At 38.8% G+C, this 16,980-nt stretch carries 17 protein-coding genes and 1 pseudogene; 9 read left to right on the top strand and 9 right to left on the bottom strand.

What is annotated here, in order from left to right; genetic code table 11:
- Positions 1 to 86: 86 nt before the first annotated feature.
- The 5 genes from gifA to CUN59_RS04675 all read right to left on the bottom strand — a co-directional run bounded on the left by gifA (position 87) and on the right by CUN59_RS04675 (position 4,672).
- Positions 87 to 287, bottom strand: a complete 201-nt coding sequence (gene gifA / locus CUN59_RS04690) for a glutamine synthetase inactivation factor IF7A (protein ID WP_104386746.1) — start codon at positions 285 to 287, stop codon at positions 87 to 89.
- A 237-nt stretch (positions 288 to 524) separates the two neighbouring features.
- A complete protein-coding gene (locus CUN59_RS04685) occupies positions 525 to 1,571 on the bottom strand; it encodes a zinc-dependent dehydrogenase (RefSeq protein WP_104386745.1) in 1,047 nt (348 codons plus the stop codon).
- Positions 1,572 to 1,688: 117 nt separating this feature from the next.
- The gene (locus tag CUN59_RS21320; RefSeq protein ID WP_165790154.1) at positions 1,689 to 1,838 is read right to left on the bottom strand and encodes a hypothetical protein; all 150 of its coding nucleotides are present in this window, start codon (positions 1,836 to 1,838) and stop codon (positions 1,689 to 1,691) included.
- A gap of 112 nt (positions 1,839 to 1,950) precedes the next feature.
- Positions 1,951 to 3,645, bottom strand: coding sequence for an ABC-F family ATP-binding cassette domain-containing protein (locus CUN59_RS04680; RefSeq protein ID WP_104386744.1), 1,695 nt, complete (start codon positions 3,643 to 3,645; stop codon positions 1,951 to 1,953).
- Positions 3,646 to 4,012: 367 nt separating this feature from the next.
- Positions 4,013 to 4,672 (bottom strand): Uma2 family endonuclease, encoded by a 660-nt coding sequence (locus CUN59_RS04675; protein ID WP_104386743.1) that lies wholly within the window; start codon positions 4,670 to 4,672, stop codon positions 4,013 to 4,015.
- A gap of 418 nt (positions 4,673 to 5,090) precedes the next feature.
- On the opposite strand from CUN59_RS04675, the gene CUN59_RS04670 reads away from it, so the two are divergent.
- The 5 genes and pseudogenes from CUN59_RS04670 to CUN59_RS04655 all read left to right on the top strand — a co-directional run bounded on the left by CUN59_RS04670 (position 5,091) and on the right by CUN59_RS04655 (position 9,094).
- Positions 5,091 to 5,330, top strand: a complete 240-nt coding sequence (locus CUN59_RS04670) for a helix-turn-helix domain-containing protein (protein ID WP_306460499.1) — start codon at positions 5,091 to 5,093, stop codon at positions 5,328 to 5,330.
- Positions 5,331 to 5,666: 336 nt separating this feature from the next.
- Positions 5,667 to 5,768: pseudogene (locus CUN59_RS22600) on the top strand (type II toxin-antitoxin system RelE/ParE family toxin); the annotation flags it as partial.
- 125 nt (positions 5,769 to 5,893) lie between these two features.
- On the top strand, positions 5,894 to 6,124 hold the full coding sequence (locus tag CUN59_RS04665; protein ID WP_104386742.1) for a DUF433 domain-containing protein: 231 nt from the start codon (positions 5,894 to 5,896) through the stop codon (positions 6,122 to 6,124).
- Positions 6,121 to 6,453 carry a DUF5615 family PIN-like protein gene (locus CUN59_RS04660; protein ID WP_104386741.1) on the top strand — a complete coding sequence of 111 codons (333 nt, stop codon included), beginning with the start codon at positions 6,121 to 6,123 and terminating at the stop codon, positions 6,451 to 6,453. Before CUN59_RS04665 ends, CUN59_RS04660 begins: the two co-directional genes overlap by 4 nt.
- A gap of 448 nt (positions 6,454 to 6,901) precedes the next feature.
- Positions 6,902 to 9,094 carry a cation:proton antiporter gene (locus CUN59_RS04655; RefSeq protein WP_104386740.1) on the top strand — a complete coding sequence of 731 codons (2,193 nt, stop codon included), beginning with the start codon at positions 6,902 to 6,904 and terminating at the stop codon, positions 9,092 to 9,094.
- A gap of 231 nt (positions 9,095 to 9,325) precedes the next feature.
- Here CUN59_RS04655 and CUN59_RS04650 read toward each other — a convergent pair whose 3' ends face one another.
- The 4 genes from CUN59_RS04650 to CUN59_RS04635 all read right to left on the bottom strand — a co-directional run bounded on the left by CUN59_RS04650 (position 9,326) and on the right by CUN59_RS04635 (position 12,123).
- A complete protein-coding gene (locus tag CUN59_RS04650) occupies positions 9,326 to 9,679 on the bottom strand; it encodes a tetratricopeptide repeat protein (protein ID WP_104386739.1) in 354 nt (117 codons plus the stop codon).
- Positions 9,680 to 10,028: 349 nt separating this feature from the next.
- Positions 10,029 to 11,279: a bifunctional folylpolyglutamate synthase/dihydrofolate synthase gene (locus tag CUN59_RS04645; RefSeq protein WP_104386738.1), complete on the bottom strand. Its 1,251-nt coding sequence runs from the start codon at positions 11,277 to 11,279 to the stop codon at positions 10,029 to 10,031.
- A 61-nt stretch (positions 11,280 to 11,340) separates the two neighbouring features.
- Complete coding sequence (locus CUN59_RS04640; protein WP_104386737.1) at positions 11,341 to 11,466, bottom strand: photosystem II protein Y; 126 nt, start codon at positions 11,464 to 11,466, stop codon at positions 11,341 to 11,343.
- A 153-nt stretch (positions 11,467 to 11,619) separates the two neighbouring features.
- Positions 11,620 to 12,123: a gamma carbonic anhydrase family protein gene (locus tag CUN59_RS04635; protein ID WP_104386736.1), complete on the bottom strand. Its 504-nt coding sequence runs from the start codon at positions 12,121 to 12,123 to the stop codon at positions 11,620 to 11,622.
- Positions 12,124 to 12,365: 242 nt separating this feature from the next.
- Between CUN59_RS04635 and CUN59_RS04630 the strand changes: the two genes are divergently transcribed.
- The 4 genes from CUN59_RS04630 to CUN59_RS04615 all read left to right on the top strand — a co-directional run bounded on the left by CUN59_RS04630 (position 12,366) and on the right by CUN59_RS04615 (position 16,842).
- The gene (locus tag CUN59_RS04630) at positions 12,366 to 12,878 is read left to right on the top strand and encodes a TIGR02652 family protein (RefSeq protein WP_104386735.1); all 513 of its coding nucleotides are present in this window, start codon (positions 12,366 to 12,368) and stop codon (positions 12,876 to 12,878) included.
- 197 nt (positions 12,879 to 13,075) lie between these two features.
- Positions 13,076 to 13,357 carry a zinc ribbon domain-containing protein gene (locus CUN59_RS04625; RefSeq protein ID WP_243406873.1) on the top strand — a complete coding sequence of 94 codons (282 nt, stop codon included), beginning with the start codon at positions 13,076 to 13,078 and terminating at the stop codon, positions 13,355 to 13,357.
- A 49-nt stretch (positions 13,358 to 13,406) separates the two neighbouring features.
- Positions 13,407 to 13,841: a VOC family protein gene (locus CUN59_RS04620; protein ID WP_104386734.1), complete on the top strand. Its 435-nt coding sequence runs from the start codon at positions 13,407 to 13,409 to the stop codon at positions 13,839 to 13,841.
- 169 nt (positions 13,842 to 14,010) lie between these two features.
- Entirely contained in the window at positions 14,011 to 16,842 is a 2,832-nt protein-coding gene (locus CUN59_RS04615) for a M16 family metallopeptidase (protein WP_104386733.1), read from the top strand.
- The last annotated feature ends 138 nt before the right edge of the window (positions 16,843 to 16,980 follow it).

Raw genomic sequence — 16,980 nt, 5'->3', positions numbered from 1 at the left:
CATATCTAATTCTCAATAGATGTCTAAAAAGTAATAAAACTAGTAAGTTTTTTTTAGCCACCCTCTGGGGTGGCTTTCTTTTTCACTTAACTCATAGTCGCTTGGCTACGTCCATAAAGCGTTTGAGTTGCGGCATCCATCTTACCTTGAATGGGATTCCAGTAGTGAGATATTTCTTCATGCAAACCAAGTTCTTGTGCAGCCCGCATCAACATGGATTGTTGACGGTTCTTAGCTTGTTGATGTTGACGAACCATAGATTGACGAGCTTTTTCTTGAATAGACATGATACTACCCTCCTGTATTTATTGACTAAGAAATAATTCCCTACTTCCTGTGATTTGATATTAACACAAAAATCTGTAGTGTAAACTACAAAATCTTAAATCTATAGAATTGATATGATTACATTTTTTCTATGCTGCTTGTATCTTAGATAAGAACACAAAAATCTGTAGCTTAAACTACAAAATCAAGAAATGATATAAAACTTAATAAATTCTTTCCCCCTCTCCCCTGCTCCATTACGGATAAATTAAAATTTTGTAAGTTTCCGCCGTGGGGGCGATCGCTTGGTCTACGGCTTGTGATAAATCCTGTAAAGGATAGCGATCGCTAATTAAGGCTTTCACATCAATGCGGCGATTAAATACAATGTCCGCAGATAAGCTTTGTAAACGGTAGGATGAGCTATAACTACCCATGAGGTCTATTTCCCGACGGTAGAGAATATTGGGGTTAATGGGAATTGTCAACTCGTCTGGGAACTCTGCAAAGAAGAGGATTTTTCCACCTTTGCGGGTACAGTCTAAAGCTTGAAAAAATGCTTTATCACTGGGAACAGCTAACAAGGTGACATCTACACCCATTCCCCCAGTTAAAGCTTGAATTTTGGTAGGTAACTCAGGATCACGAGCATCAAAAGCTGCTTCTGCTCCTACTTCTAGAGCTTTTTCAATTCTAGATGGTAAAAGGTCAGTAGCGATCGCTTTCGCCCCAAAAGACTTCACCAACATCATAAACATTAACCCAATTGGCCCTGCACCAGTTACTAATACAGTTTGTCCCGGTGCAATTTGGGCTTTTTTTACTGCCTTTAAACAGCAATTAGTGGGTTCAACAAAACTCGCCTCTTCAAAACTGATATCATCAGGGATAGGAATTAAACCCCCATTTTGGACAATGTGGCCTGGAACTTTCACATACTCCGCAAAACCGCCACCACTGGCGTTAAAACCCGCGGTAGTGGAGATATTTTTATAAACATCACACATCGAGAAATTATCATTCAAGCAGTAAGCGCAACGCATACATGGGATATGGTGCATCACCGCTACCCGTTGTCCTACTTGCCATCCTTGCACCTGTGAACCGACAGCAGCAATAGTTCCCGCCGTTTCATGACCAAATATCCGTGGCGGTTCATACAAAGGATAACGAATCTTTTTAATATCTGACTGACACAAACCTACAACCCGCACCTGTACCAAAACTTCATCTGCTTCTAGGGTGGGAACTGGTACTTCTTCGTAGGATAGGCGATTTACGCCTCTAAATACTTGTGCTTTCACGTTGTTTTTCCACTATTCAACGTTACTAGATTTAACATTTTGTGGTTGAGGTTAGGTTATAAAGTTGTGGATTTCTATTTTTGCACGATGTCTAGCTAGTTTAATCTTGGCTTTTGTTTAACTTGAGTTTTGTCTTGATGGATAAAAGCATTGGCCGATTTCTTCTAATCTTTGTGCAAATATTTGAAATGCTTCAATATCTGCCGATGAAAGATTTCCTTGTATTTTACCATTTTTAACTTGCAGAATCTTCGTTCCATTCGCCATGATATTGTGTAATTAATTCTGTCTCACTACTTATCATGGTTTTTATGAATTGGGATAAATACAAGGAAAAGGCAGGATTTACCCGCCTCTTGAAGTGATTCTATTTACTGAATTATTTGCGTTTTGCGCCAGCCTTGGCGGCTTTTGCGGCTTTTTTCGCGTTTTTTTCAGCCTCTATTGCTGCTAATCTTGCTTGTTCTTTCTCTTCGGCTATTTTATCCAAGTAGTAGTGATAATCTCCTAAATAAACGCGGAATTCACCATCACGAATTTCAACGATTTTGTTAGCTACTTGGGAGATAAAATAACGGTCATGGGAAACTACAATGGCTGTACCATCATAATTTTGTAAAGCCTCTTCCATCATTTCCTTGGCCGGAATATCTAGGTGATTTGTAGGCTCATCTAGGATGATTAGATTTGCTGGCAGTAATAGCATTTTCGCCAAGGCTAACCGAGCTTTTTCACCCCCACTTAATGCCCCAACTTTTTTAAATACCATATCACCAGTAAATAAGAATCTTCCCAACAATGTACGAACTTCTTCGTTTGTCCAGTCGGGAACTTCATCATGAATGGTTTCCATGACAGTTTTGTTTAAATCTAGGGCTTCGGCTTGGTTTTGCTCGAAGTAACCAGGAATAACGTTATGATCTCCTAATTTGACGATTCCTTCTGTGGGTGGTTCAACACCCATGATAATTTTTAACAGTGTAGATTTACCCGCACCGTTAGGACCCAAGAAAGCAATTCTGTCGCCTCTTTCGACTAAGAGATTGGCAGATAAAAACAGAATTTTATCTCCATAAATATGGGTTAAATCCTTAATTTCTACTACTTCTCTACCGCTACGAGTAGCATCGGGAAAACGGAAATGTAGGGTTCTGACTCCACCTACTGGTGCTTCGATCCGTTCAATTTTATCTAGTAGTTTTTCTCTACTTTTTGCCTGGGTACTTCTGGTGGCACTAGCACGGAATTTATCTACAAATGCCTGTTGTTTTTCTAGTTCCTTTTGTTGGCGTTCGTAGGCATTGAGTTGTGCTGATTGATTTTCGGCTTTTTGTTGGAGATAGGATGAATAATTGCCGAGGTAAGAGGTAGAAACTCCCCGTTCTGTTTCGACGATTTGATTACAAAGACGATCTAGAAATTCCCGGTCATGGGAGACTATCACCATAGGGGTAGTTAAACCTCTGAGGTAATTTTCTAACCATTCAATGGTTTCTAAATCTAAGTGGTTTGTCGGTTCATCCAGTAGCAATAAGTCGGGTTTTTGCAGGAGAATTTTCCCTAAACTCATCCGCATTTGCCAACCACCGGAGAAGGCGCTAACTAGGCGATCGCCATCTTCTAGTTGAAATCCCATCTCTGGTAATATCTTACCGATGCGAGCATCTAAACCATATCCGTCTAAAGCTTCAAACTGACGCTGCAACCTATCTAATTGATGTATAAGTTCATCTAATTCTTCTGGATTAGCCTTTTCCATCTCATGGGGGATACGAGATAAAGCCATCTGTACTTCGTTAGCTTCTTTAAATACAGTCCAAAATTCTTCTCGGACTGTGCGGGTAGGGTCAACCTCAAATTCTTGGTTAAGATAAGCTATGTGTAAACTTGAGGGACGAATAATTTCCCCCGCAGTGGGTTCAATTTCCCCAGAGATAATTTTTAACTGGGTAGATTTTCCTGCACCGTTAACACCAACTAAACCAATTCGATCACCTGGTTTGACCTCCCAGTTGATATCTTTAAGAACTTCGCCTGTAGGATAAATTTTACTGATATGTTCTAATCGCAGCATGAAGCGTCTCGTGAGTAGGGGACAGAGGGGCAAAGCTAACGCCGTATATAATCTTAACAAAATTTAACGCCATATTTACAAGTTTTTGACTTTTTCCTGGATAAAGGAGTAACGTCCCTTCCCTTATACTTAGGACTTACGCAAGTGTTACACTAAAAATCTCTTGTAGGGTGCGTCAGAATGCATAAACAGTCCAAATAAACGGATTTTTGATATCTGACGCACCCTCTAGTACCGCAAGTCAAAAGTCAAAAGTCAAAAATAATATGGCGTAAGCTTTTTAGTGATTGAGAATGGTTGTTTTATTTACGCCGTGCTGTACCAGTAATCTGTAATGTTTACCAGGATATTTGTTAAATATTACATCCTAGATTTTATCAGGATCAATATTTAATTCTCTCAATTTCGCCGCTAAACGTTCTGCCGTCTCTTCCGGTGTTAGAACTAATTCACCTTGAGAAGTAAAATACCTTAATAAACCATCATGTACTCCTAAATATAAACCTAATTGTTCACTCCATAAATATCCTTTTTCATTAGGTTCTAAAGATTGATATTGACCATTTGTTAAATAAAAACCTGCAAATTCTAATGTATAAGGATCAAACCAGAAATAATCAGGGGTTCTAAAGGTGTTTTGATAAAGTTCTTTCTTAGTTACTCTATAAGTGTTTGCGGTAGTTGGTGAAAGAATTTCTATAATTACATTGGGATATTTACCATCTTCATCCCACACTACCCAACTTTTACGGGTTTTGCGTTCTGTTCCTAAAACCACAAAAAAATCGGGTCCTCTTAAATCTTCATTTTTTTTCTGGTTAGGACTATAATAAACAGTTAAATTTCCCGCAGCATAAAAATCTGTTCTATCTTTCCATAACCATTCTAAACATTGTAAGAGTAAGATAATTTGTCTGAGATGCAGTTCTGTTTCCACGGGTGGTTCATCGCTATATAAATCACTGGGGGGAAATATGACATCTAGGGAGATGTCTTTTGTTTCTTCTATGTCTTGTGCAATGATCATATTGATATGGCATCAAGTAGTTTTTTTTATTGTAGCATTAATTGGACATTTATTAATAATTAGATGTGTATAATTAACATTGTAAGGATAATTCATTAGGACTTACGCACAAGTCACGGAATAATGAACCACGAAGGAACGAAGAGAACGAAGAAAAGAGGGTTTGAGAGATATTTTGCGTAAGTCCTGTTCATAAATTATCCCTACCATAAATTATCTCTACAATAACTGTAGACCCTCTAAATATGTTACATTTAGAGCATATTGTGTTTTATCAATTAAGAATTGAGTTAGATTCAGGATAATCAAAATTCAGGTAAATTTATACATTTAGCATATTATGTAATAATTTAGAATTAATGTAGCCTTTGATTACTTAAAAAATATCAATATTTACACAAGTCAACGCTACTTCATTATGGCTTTTAATTTAGATGAGGCAGTTAAAATCGCTAACCACGCCGTTTTAGCAAAGTTCAATCGCGGCTTAACTGATGTGGAAATAATTGTACTTAAAGGAGCTTGGCAACGAAATGAGTATAATCAAATCGCGGCTAATAACCAATATGCAACAAGTTATATTAGTCAAGATATTGCACCCAAGCTTTGGAGGTCATTGACAGAAGCTCTGGGGGAAAAAGTCAAAAAAAGTAATTAGGACTTACGCATTGACGGGATCAACCAAATATGAGGTATGGGTTTCGGGAATTTTAACGTGATTTTTTAATTATTTTTGGGCGATAGCGAAGCGCTGCTGCAAGCAGTTCGCTATTGATCGGAAGTTAATCGCCAAAAGCCTGAAACGACGGATTTTCGTTCATGCACATCATGGTGAATTTGTACAGTGCGTAAGTCCTAATTGAGTTAAATTGAGTTAAATTTAGGTATAAATAACCTGAAATTGTGTCACAATTAAATACTGACTCAGGTTTGCAGCGTCTCACAATTACCAGTTATGTCGTCGAGTGTATAATTAATGAGTTGGATAGATAGTGTTTGGCGTGTCGCGTTTGCATTTGACCCCAGACGGAATGCAATATTATTAGTTGCGGGTGAGAAATCGGGTGGTAGTGAAACTCGTTTTTCATGCCTTTGATTGCGGAGATTGCCTAGATGCGATTTTTGGTAGATGAAAATACAGGTGTGGCTGTTGCTCGCTGGTTAATTGAACAAGGTCAATAAAGATGTTAAAATACTATAAAGTTAGAGAGGTGAAATAATATGAGCTATCAAGATATTATTACCATTGAGCCAGATAAGCGGGGTGGTAAACCTTGTATTCGCCGGATGAGAATCACAGTTTATGATATTTTAGGTTGGTTAGCATCTGGTATGTCTTATGCAGAGATATTAGAGGATTTTCCCGAATTAACAGAAGACGATATTAGAGCTTGTCTAGAATTTGCTGCTGACCGTGAACATCGTTTAATTGCTGCGGTAGGTGCTGCTTGAAATTGCTTTTTGATCAAAATCTGAGTCGTGAATTAGTAACTCGATTAGCAGATATTTTTCTTGATTCTAGTCATGTTCAGCTTCATGATTTAGCAGAAAAAACTGATACTGAAATTTGGGAATTTGCTAAGATAAATGATTTTTGTATCGTTACTCAAGATGTAGATTTTGCAGAGAGAAGCCGTTTGTATGGTTCTTCACCTAAAGTTATATGGTTACGCTGTGGAAATGCACCAACACAAGTAGTTGAATCTCTACTGCGTTCTGGGGTGGAAGCAATTCAAAAATTGCTTGATAATCCAAATCTGGATTGTTTAGAATTGTATTAGTAAAAATTTGGTTTAGATATTGAGAATCTGTTTATAGCAATTCTCAGAGGATGTTGGAAAAGTCGTATCCCGTAATTTTCATCACATTGTTACCCCCCCTTATAAAGCTCTCCCCTTACTAAGGGGAGGGTTAGGGTGGGGTAAAAAATATTTGATACATCAATCATAACTTTTCAAACACCTTCTCATGCTAGTGAAATAGAAAGTTTTTTCGTTTTAGGGAACAGGGAATAAATTTGGGTGTACCTTATTAGACTGTTAAACACTATAGGTAATAATAATTAGCATATATGTTAAATATAAATTGAAAAAATCTATGTCATCAGGTTGACATTTTGCCATACTTTAAAGAATCATCTGAGAGCGGTATGTAGTTGAGGGAGATACTAACTCTAAAGCCTCCTGTTTCCTATAGTCAACCGGGATAATTATTGTTAATGAGGAAATTATGCACACTGTTATTCTTGTTTTAGTTGAAGTATTAATTGTTATTGGCATTTCACGGATTGTAGGATTAGGATTCAAAGCGATTAAACAACCATTGGTAATTGGCGAAATTTGCGCCGGAATTATGCTAGGTCCATCATTATTCGGATTTATCGCTCCTAATTTAGCAGCTAGTATATTTCCCCCAGAAACTATGCCCTTTTTGAATGTTTTATCGCAAATTGGGTTAATATTTTTCATGTTCCTGATTGGCTTAGAATTAAATCCCAAATATCTCAGTGGTAACTTAAAAACGGCAATTTTAATTTCCAATTTCAGTATTATTGTTCCTTTTGCTTCTGCCTTTTTGTTGTCTTTCGTGCTTTATCCTTTAGTATCTGCTAATCATGTCAATTTTCTAGCTTTTGGTTTATTTTTAGGGGCGGCAATGTCAATTACTGCCTTTCCGGTACTGGCAAGAATTATCACTGAAAATAATTTACAAGGAACTCGTTTAGGGACATTAGCCTTAACTTGTGCGGCAGTAGATGATGTCACAGCTTGGTGTATTTTAGCAGTAGCGATCGCTGTAGCTCGTCATGGGAGAATTGATTCACAAGCTATTATCACCATTATTGAAAGCATTGTTTATATTGGCTTCATGTTTACAGTCGGGCGCTGGTTTCTGAAACGTTTGAGCCGTCATCATCGCCGAGCTGGGCGGTTGAGTCAATTCCTTTTGGCTGTCATTTATATGGGGGTTGTTTCCTCAGCTTTAATTACTGAATTTATCGGTATTCATCTCATTTTTGGGGCGTTTCTATTAGGGGCGGTAATGCCAAAAGATGAAGCATTAGTGAGGGAGTTAGCAACTAAAACCGAGGATTTTGTTCTCATATTTTTACTACCAGTTTTCTTTGCTTACAGTGGTTTAAAAACACAAATTGGTTTACTTAATCGTCCCCATTTGTGGCTATTGTGTGCCTTGATTTTATTAGTAGCCATCGGTGGTAAATTCTGCGGTGCTTATATAGCGGCGCGAATAAGTGGCATTGAAAAACGAGAAGCTTCAGCCATCGGTTGGTTAATGAATACTCGTGGTTTAACTGAATTAATTGTTTTAAACATTGGTTTAGAATTAGGTGTAATTACACCCTTACTGTTTACCATGTTAGTAATTATGGCTTTGGTGACAACATTTATGACTTCACCTTTGCTGGAATGGACATATCCTAAACGCCTGATCAGATTAGATGTAATAGAACCAGAACCAGAACTAGAACCAGAACCCACACCAGAAATACGAGAACTAGAAATTAATCAATATCGAATTTTAGTTCCAGTTGCTAATCCAAGTACCCAAAAAGGTTTATTGCAGTTAGCAACAGCGATCGCTATCAATAACCGCCAAGCAGCCATTATTTATCCCCTCAGCTTAATTGAATTAGAAGAAAACTATGGCTTTGAAAATACCCCCAGCGAAGCTAATCGCCTCATTGCCGAACGTCGCCAAAAACTAGAAGAATTAATTAATACCTTAGAACCGCCCATCACGCGTTCCTATATCCATCCTCTAATTCGCATATCTAGCAATGTGGCCAGAGAAACCGCACAGATCGCCGAAATTGAACAACCAGATTTAGTTCTCGTAGGTTGGCATCGTCCAGCTTTTAGTAATAATCGTTTAGGGGGGAGAGTTGGGCAAATTCTTAGCACCGCACCGGTAGATGTGGCGGTATTTATAGATAAAGGTGGCGAACGGTTAGAAAGTTTATTAGTTCCCTATTCCGCTAATATTCATGACGATTTAGCTCTAATTATTGCTTTGAGAATGTTACTTAATCGAGATACTTGTATGTTACAAGTTTTACAGGTATTTACAGGTAATCATGTCCAAGATGAATTAAGTTATGAACTCAACACCATGATTGAGCAATTACCCCCGAATGTGCGCGATCGCATTCAAATCAAAACTGTCACCTCCCCAGAACCCATGCAAGCCGTAGTTGCAGTTTCAGAAGCCGTAGATCTAACAATAGTCGGTACTAGCCGGGTTTGGGGAATTGAACGCCAAACACTAGGCAGATATACAGATCAACTCGCTATTCAATGTCGTTCCTCCCTACTTATTACCCGTCGTTATAGTCAAGTTACCTCCCACCTAACTTCCCTCCTCCCCACCATTAATCATCAACAAATAATTAGTAATGCGTGACATACTCCACACACTCACTTTTAGGTGAGTGTGGGCTTCTGTCGGGATAGCTAAGTAAGTCGGCGGGGAACTTTACAAGTATGTAACGAAAAGTCAACAAAATGCTAATTGTTAAATTTAATACGTTCTATACTATGTTTTCCTCCTTCTCCCCTAGCGTTTAGGCCATTAATGACAAATGTAGAAACAACCGAGACAATTGATCAACTATCTCGACAGCGAAAATTAATATTAAGGTAACTGTGATAATAAGTTTTTCATTTTAGGAGTAGATAACATTTTTTGAGCATCGGTAATCATACTTTCACCCCAAAAATGCTTTTTCATGACGTGAAAATCGGCAAAGTTTTTGTTTAATTTTAATGCAGTTTCCGCTAATTGATACGCCTGTTGTTGTTCTCCTTTAGCATACAAAGCTACAGCTAAAGCTAAGAGAGATTCCGCAGATTGACTGTTAATTTTTATAGCTTGTTGCCATTTTTGAATCGCTGTTTCTTTATCTCCCTGTTCATATTTGATGAAAGCAATATTATTAATAGCTGCTAAGTGCTTGATATCGGTAGCAACTGCTGGATGATTAGACATAGGGGTGATGTAGTTTCCTAGTGGATGATAATTAATACATTTACTGGGGGAAAAATCCGTAAAATCTGCATAAATATAGGACAAGGTGAGAGGCAATACTGGTTGTTATGGATAAAAAATGCCAATGTAAATAAACGTATAAAACCCTTTAGAACGAAATAGGAACATAGTATAAATTAGTAATACTCACACCTAACTAGTTACAGGATTTAATTTTTAAATTACTGGTTTTCCTTTGCGTCTTTGTGTGAGATTTTCTCTTATTTTTAAATTCTGATACCAACAGAAAATTAAACAATAACAATCCTGAAAATCCTTAAATCCTGGACATCCTGATTCAGCCACCTTGTCACCTGTTAAGCAAAAAATGACCAATTAAATACAAGGAACCACATAAAACAACCTGATTATCTGTAGCATTAAAAGCCACATCTAAAGCTAAAAACACATCTGCATAGATATGACAAAAATTCAAGTCTGGACAAATCGATACTGCTAATTTAGCTAATTCTTCTAAATCTGCTGAATTGCTATCGGGTACTGGAACTAAATATAATTTATCTCCTGGTTTGAGAAGTTCGTGAAAAATATCACTATGATCTTTAGTAGCTAACATTCCCATTACCCAAGTGATATTTTTGCTATTGAGACTATCCACATAATCACGTAAAACTGTAGCTGAAGCTGGGTTATGTGCGCCGTCAATCAGTAATTTTTGACTTTTCCAAGTTGTCCATTGCATTCTGCCTGGCCACTTGGTTTTACCCATACCCTTAATAATAGCTTCCTCGGAAATTTGCCAATTTTGTTTTTGTAATATTTCCAAAGCTGCTAAAGCTAAAGCTGAATTATGTAATTGAATTTGTCCCTGTAATGGTAAGGGATATTTTATTGTTTCTGGACTGGTGATTTTTTGGTATTCTGCCCAATTTTGACTAATTTGACGGGATGATTGGGGGGTAAAAATCGGGCATTGTAACTCCAGAATGCGTGATTTTACAACATTTTCCGCATCTGCTGGTAATGAACCCACCACCGCAGGACATCCCGGTTTAAGAATTCCAGCTTTTTCCCTAGCAATATGGGCGACTGTGGGGCCAAGTTGTTGCCAATGTTCTCGACTAATAGAAGTAATGACTGTTAATAAAGGATGTTCACAGACGTTAGTAGCATCCAAACGCCCGCCTAATCCTACTTCAATGACGGCAATATCAACTTGTTGCTGGGCAAAATATAACCAAGCAGCAGCAGTAATTACTTCAAATTGGGTAGGTGATTCAGAGTCTGGGTTAATAGCCGCTTGAACTTGCAGTATTAGTTCACACAGTTTACTACTCTCAATTGGTTGTTCATTAACACAGATTCGTTCTGTCCAATCAACTAAATGGGGGGAGGTGTAGCGTCCAGTTTTGTAACCAGCCTCAGTAAGTACCGCAGACAGGTAAGCACAAACTGAACCTTTACCATTAGTACCAGCGACATGAACAATTGGCACTTGGTGATGGGGATTTCCCAACGTTGCCAATAAATTAACAATCCGGGATAATCCCAAATTTACACCAAAATGCTGAAAAGGTTGGAGTAAGGAATTTATGTTCATAGTGATTGGACACGGGATACTGATAAAGCTTTTACCAATTACCAATCACCCATTACCCAAATTAAGCTTCTTTGTTCAAAAAGTTTTGTACTTGTCTGATAGCAGCAGCACCGATGTTAAAAGCAGCCCAACCAGCAGCGATCGCTAAAGGTGCTAAAACAATCACTACACGATTATCAATGTCCATATCTAGAATCCCTCTGTAAATTAAAAAATTTTAAGTTTTGCAACAGTTATCAACTTTTATTGTGATCTGAAGTGGTGAATTTTTCAAGCTTCTATGTAAAGTTTGATTAAAAATCAGGGAACAGGGGTAAAATTAGCAATTACGAATTACGAATTACGAATTAGCAGCATGAAGCAGGGCTAATTGATAGTATTTTTCGGCGTGTTCGATGAGTTCGGTGATTTCGGTATCTGAGAGTTGACGGACTACTTTGCCAGGAAGACCCATGACCAGAGAACCGGGAGGTACATTTTTAGTAACTACTGCACCAGCACCGATAATACTGCCTTTGCCAACTCTTACGCCATTTAAAATAATGGCACCAATTCCAATCAAACTGCCACTTTCAATATGAGCAGAATGTACCACAGCGCGATGGCCGACAGTGACATGATCTTCTAATATTGTGGGTACGCCAGGATCACCATGTAGAATTGCTCCATCTTGAATGTTTGTACATTCGCCAATTTCAATCAGTTCTACATCACCTCTAACCACAGATCCATACCAAATGCTGGCTCTGGCTGCTATGCTTACAGAACCAATGATTACGGCATTAGCTGCCACAAAAGCAGCTTGAGAAAATTGGGGAGATTTCCAGTCAGAACAGATAGACACGATAGAATATGAATATGATACCCAGGAACACTGGAGAAACTCCAACCTTTAGGGCTGGTTGCAAAACCAGAATATCACGACGTTGGCCTTCTATAGTTAGGCAGTTGTGAAACTTGTTTTCAGGCACTATCTTCATTTTTATGCAGCAGTGAGCAAGTTGTCTAAAGTAGTGGAGCAGGAGTGTAAAGTTAAACCTACTGGTGCTGGCAAAGAAAACACAATACTATGTTTATACGCACTTCATGATCAATCCAGGCTTTCAGTACCCGATATTTGGCCCTGAAATACAGTGTCCTCACTGTCGCCAAAATATTTCGGCTTTGACATTGACGGATACCTATCTATGTCCCCGTCATGGCGCGTTTGAAGCTGAACCCAAAACTGGGGATTTGGTTCATTTACAGTCTGGTCGTCATTGGCGCAGATGGGACGGAGAATGGTATCGTCAACATACTCATCCTGATGGGATTCGGTTTGAAATTCACGAAGCTTTAGATAAGCTTTACACTCAGGGTTATCGTGCCACAAAGATAATTGTTGCCCAGCGTTATCAGGAGTTGATGAGTGGCTATTTAGAACGAAGTACACCTTGGCGTGCTGGACAAGGGGAAGGCACGGGTGCAAGGTTATATGGTTTGCCGGTGGAGTTTAGTCCAGATCCCGTTACAGAACCTTGCTGGGAAGTGATTAACTTTGATTTAGATAAAGAACCTGGTGTACCTGTGCGTTACCCATATTTCCGGTTGTTTGAGTAGGTAATGGGTAATTGGTAATTGGTAATTGGTAATTGGTAATTGGTAATTGGTAATTGGTAATTGGTAAAAATTTCTGCTCTGTTCCCCAATTTGGGTTTTAGCTTAACCGACTTCAAGCCCCACGACTGACCCGAAGGGCAGCGTGGGATGAATGGCGCGTGAATTAACGACAGTTTTTCGACAATCAAGTGGGTAGTTTGCCGCTAGATATAAGATTTTGGACTTGTGAAAAGTGCCAGACTAAACATGACAGAGATATCAACGCAGCGATAAACCTCAAAGACGAGGGACTACGAATACTTCGGCCGCGCTCAGTACAAGTTTTTAACCTGAGCGAAGCCGAAGGTTTGACCTCTGGAACGGGGGATAAAGCCTGTCGCCCAGAAGTAAGTCGCAGTAATAGAGGACGGAAGAAGTCTACTACTGTGCTTTCTGCTGGACAGGAAGCCAACACTGTACCGTCAGGTCAGTGTGGGTAGTTCACATTGTAGATTAATCCAAAATCTAAAATCCAAAATCTGAAATTCTATGCACCATGCTTCCATTAGGACGGCAAATATCCATCTAGCGATCGCTTTTTATGAGCAGCTAGGGTTTACAGTGGGCGATCGCTTCACCACCGGTTATACTCTAGCTTGCTGGATGGTCGGTTTAGGTGGGAGAATTGAACTCATCCAAATTCCCCAACCTCAACCAGCCCCAGATGCTTTTAATGATGAACATTATGTAGGTTATTATCATCTTTCTTTTGATCTAACTCAGATCACACCAGATTTACCTACTTGGTTGGAAAATTTAAAAATCAGGTTAGGGACGGTAGCGGGTTTACCACCTTTGAAGATTCTTTTAGAACCTACACAGCAGCAAATTGGCGATAATCTTTTAGAAGTGGCATTTATCGCTGATTTTGACGGGTTACCACTAGAATTCATACGGTTTTTCAATAAATCGCCTGAAAATTAAATTACTAAGCTGCGGGATATTTAACAGCTTATTAATGCCTTTGGGTAGATATAATTCTTCTCTTTTCTACTTACAGTTTTAGTTTGCATGAGGTGCGGAAACATTTGCTCTATTTTTCTAGTCAATCAATATATGTAATTTAAATTACATATATCTATTCGCAAAAGATATGTCTTTTTCCTCGCTCGCACAACGACAGCGTTTTTCTTTAGTCATCTTGAGTATCTGGATCATAGCTGCTTTTATCTTAAATAATAAAGCTGCTTTCAGTCTAGAGGGGGTAGGTTTACCAAGCCAAATTGAGAAATTCCACCTCGAAAAATCTCAGCCAGCACTAGTTACTAAAGAAACATCAAATCGCACTATAACCGAAAATGTGCGGAAAAAAGTCCTAGATAATGGTTTAACGGTTCTCACCAAAGAGGTACATAACGCGCCTGTGGTGACAGTACAGGTATGGTATAAATTTGGCTCTGGTCAAGAAGTACAAGGAGTGAATGGTATTGCCCATCAATTAGAACATCTGATGTTTAAAGGTACTAGGAATCGTCCCATTCAATTTGGGCGGTTATTTAGTGCTTTAGGCAGTGATTCTAATGCTTTTACCAGTTACGACCAAACCGCATATTACAATACGGCGGAACGGGATAAACTCACTGCCCTATTGACCCTAGAAGCGGATAGAATGAAAAACTCCCTGATAGATCCTCAAGATTTAGCCAGTGAAAAGCGAGTAGTCATTTCTGAATTGCAGGGTTATGAAAATAGCCCGGAATATCGTCTTAATCGCGCTGTGATGATGTCGGTTTTTCCTGATCATCCCTATAGATTACCCATTGGTGGCACAAAAGCGGATGTGGAAAAATTCACAGTAGAACAAGTACGAGAATATTATCAAAAATTCTATAGTCCTGATAATGCTGTTTTGGTAATTGTTGGGGATTTTGAAACACCACGAACTTTGAAAAAAGTGGAAGATATATTTGGTAAACTTCCCAAACGCCAATATTCTCCCCATCATCTGATCACCCCATCCCCTGCACCCACATCCGTACCACCAGTTAAATTACAAGAACCGGGGGGAAATCCCCTATTGCAAATAATTTACCCTCTGCCGCAAATTCAGCAACCAGATATTCCGGCCCTGGAAGTGATGGATTACATTTTAACTGCGGGTAAAAACTCTTATTTATATCAAGAATTGGTAGAGTCGGGTTTAGCTAATGATATTTCTGCCAATGTGGCTAGTTTACGTGCTGGCGGTTGGTATGAAATTTTAGTGACGGGAAATGGTAATCAGGATTTAACTAAAATTGATGCTGTGGTAATGAAGGCGTTGGATAAACTTGCTAAGATCGGTGTGACAGTACAGCAAGTAGAACAAGCAAAAAACCAATTAACGGCGGCGGTTATTTTAAATAATCGTGATATTACCAGTCAAGGAATGCAGTTAGGTAATGATCAAATTACGGCGGATAATTATCAATATACAGAAGATCATTTAGCAAATATTCGTCAAGTTCAAGTGGCGGATGTTACTAGTGTCATTAATAAATATCTGCAACCAGCAGCGCGGAAAGTGGGATTGTTTGAACCGACAAAAAAAGTAGTAACTATCGAAAGTTCATCCTATTCCACGACAACGCAAGATAATTTTGCGGCTGATGTGGCTGTAGTTCCAGCAGATATCAAGAAATACTTGCCACCTGTAGACTTATTACCAAAAACTAGACAACAAGAAATACCTCAACAGTTAATCTTGGCTAATGGTTTACGTATATTACTATTGCCAGATAAAACTACGCCAACCGTGACTTTAAGTGGACATATCAAAGCGGGGAGGGAATTTGAGTCAGATCAACAAGGTGGCACAGCGTCCTTAGTTGCCAACAATCTGATGAATGGGACAGAAACCAAAAATATGCGAACTATTGCTGAGGAATTAGAGGCAAAAGGGGCAAATTTGGATTTTGAAGCCTACGGGGAAGGTGTCAGGATTAAAGGTAGTAGTTTAGCGGTAGATTTACCAATTTTACTGGGAACATTGACGGATGTAATTAGAAATAGTAACTTTCCGATCAAGGAGTTGGAATTGTCTCGTCAACAAGCTTTAAGTTCCTTAGATTCGGAATTAGATGATCCCCAAAAGATTGCTAACCGGATTTTTGTCCAGTCTGTATATCCGAAAAAACACCCATTACATACTTTTCCCACAGCGGAAAGTATTCAACAAATTAAACGTGAAGATGTAATTGCTTTTAAAGCCCAACATTATCGCCCTGATACGACGGTTTTAGCCTTGGTGGGGGATTTTGATGTCAATGAAGTGCGATCGCTCATGCAAGCAAAATTAGGAGATTGGCAAGTTAAGGGTAAACCACCAACGGTAAAATATCCCAGTGTGGGGATGCCGAAAAATGTAGTTAATGTCAATCCGGTTGTCCCTGGTAAACCCCAAGCGATTACTTATATGGGTTATACGGGAATTAACCGTCAAGATAGACGATTTTACGCGGCGATGATTTTAAATCAAATTTTAGGCGGAGATACCTTATCGAGTAGACTGGGGGCAGAGGTGCGCGATCGCCAGGGTTTAACCTACGGAATTTATAGTAATTTCCTCACAGGTAAAAATGTCGGCACATTTTTAATTGAAATGCAAACTAGTCCAGAAGACGCACACAAAGCCATTTCCAGTACCCGCAACCTCCTGAAACAAGTTCATCAACAAGGTGTTACACAACAGGAAGTAGAAACCGCTAAACGCAATTTAATCAGTAATTATAATATTTCCTTAGCTAATCCCGAACTGTTAAGCCAGAGAATGGTAATGAATGAGGTTTATGGTTTAAATCAGATAGAATTGCGATCTTTTATCAGCAAAATAAAGCAAGTTAATCTTAGTCAAGTTAATCAGGCTGCTCGTGAATTACTTCATCCTGATAAAATTGTTGTTGTCACCGCAGGACCTCCTATTGTTGCCAATAAAAGGAGTAAATAGGGGTATTCAGGTGAGACAATAAGATCCCGGACTTCTGTGATCAATTTATAATTTATGGGTAAGTATTCAGCCATAGCACTTGTTTCCAGATCCCGGACTTCTTTGATTGATTGTATTCGGAAAGGATAAATCTATCTT

This window comes from Cuspidothrix issatschenkoi CHARLIE-1 (assembly GCF_002934005.1).
Taxonomy (GTDB): Bacteria; Cyanobacteriota; Cyanobacteriia; order Cyanobacteriales; family Nostocaceae; genus Cuspidothrix; species Cuspidothrix issatschenkoi.
This window is presented reverse-complemented; position numbering and strand designations above follow the sequence as displayed.

Bases quoted from the DNA above. Each gene is read 5' to 3' on its own strand.
- gifA (WP_104386746.1), bottom strand. From the start codon at position 287: ATGTCTATTCAAGAAAAAGCTCGTCAATCTATGGTTCGTCAACATCAA.
- CUN59_RS21320 (WP_165790154.1), bottom strand. From the start codon at position 1,838: ATGGCGAATGGAACGAAGATTCTGCAAGTTAAAAATGGTAAAATACAA.
- CUN59_RS04680 (WP_104386744.1), bottom strand. From the start codon at position 3,645: ATGCTGCGATTAGAACATATCAGTAAAATTTATCCTACAGGCGAAGTT.
- CUN59_RS04675 (WP_104386743.1), bottom strand. From the start codon at position 4,672: ATGATCATTGCACAAGACATAGAAGAAACAAAAGACATCTCCCTAGAT.
- CUN59_RS04670 (WP_306460499.1), top strand. From the start codon at position 5,091: ATGGCTTTTAATTTAGATGAGGCAGTTAAAATCGCTAACCACGCCGTT.
- CUN59_RS04665 (WP_104386742.1), top strand. From the start codon at position 5,894: ATGAGCTATCAAGATATTATTACCATTGAGCCAGATAAGCGGGGTGGT.
- CUN59_RS04655 (WP_104386740.1), top strand. From the start codon at position 6,902: ATGCACACTGTTATTCTTGTTTTAGTTGAAGTATTAATTGTTATTGGC.
- CUN59_RS04650 (WP_104386739.1), bottom strand. From the start codon at position 9,679: ATGTCTAATCATCCAGCAGTTGCTACCGATATCAAGCACTTAGCAGCT.
- CUN59_RS04645 (WP_104386738.1), bottom strand. From the start codon at position 11,279: ATGAACATAAATTCCTTACTCCAACCTTTTCAGCATTTTGGTGTAAAT.
- CUN59_RS04640 (WP_104386737.1), bottom strand. From the start codon at position 11,466: ATGGACATTGATAATCGTGTAGTGATTGTTTTAGCACCTTTAGCGATC.
- CUN59_RS04630 (WP_104386735.1), top strand. From the start codon at position 12,366: ATGATCAATCCAGGCTTTCAGTACCCGATATTTGGCCCTGAAATACAG.
- CUN59_RS04620 (WP_104386734.1), top strand. From the start codon at position 13,407: ATGCACCATGCTTCCATTAGGACGGCAAATATCCATCTAGCGATCGCT.
- CUN59_RS04615 (WP_104386733.1), top strand. From the start codon at position 14,011: ATGTCTTTTTCCTCGCTCGCACAACGACAGCGTTTTTCTTTAGTCATC.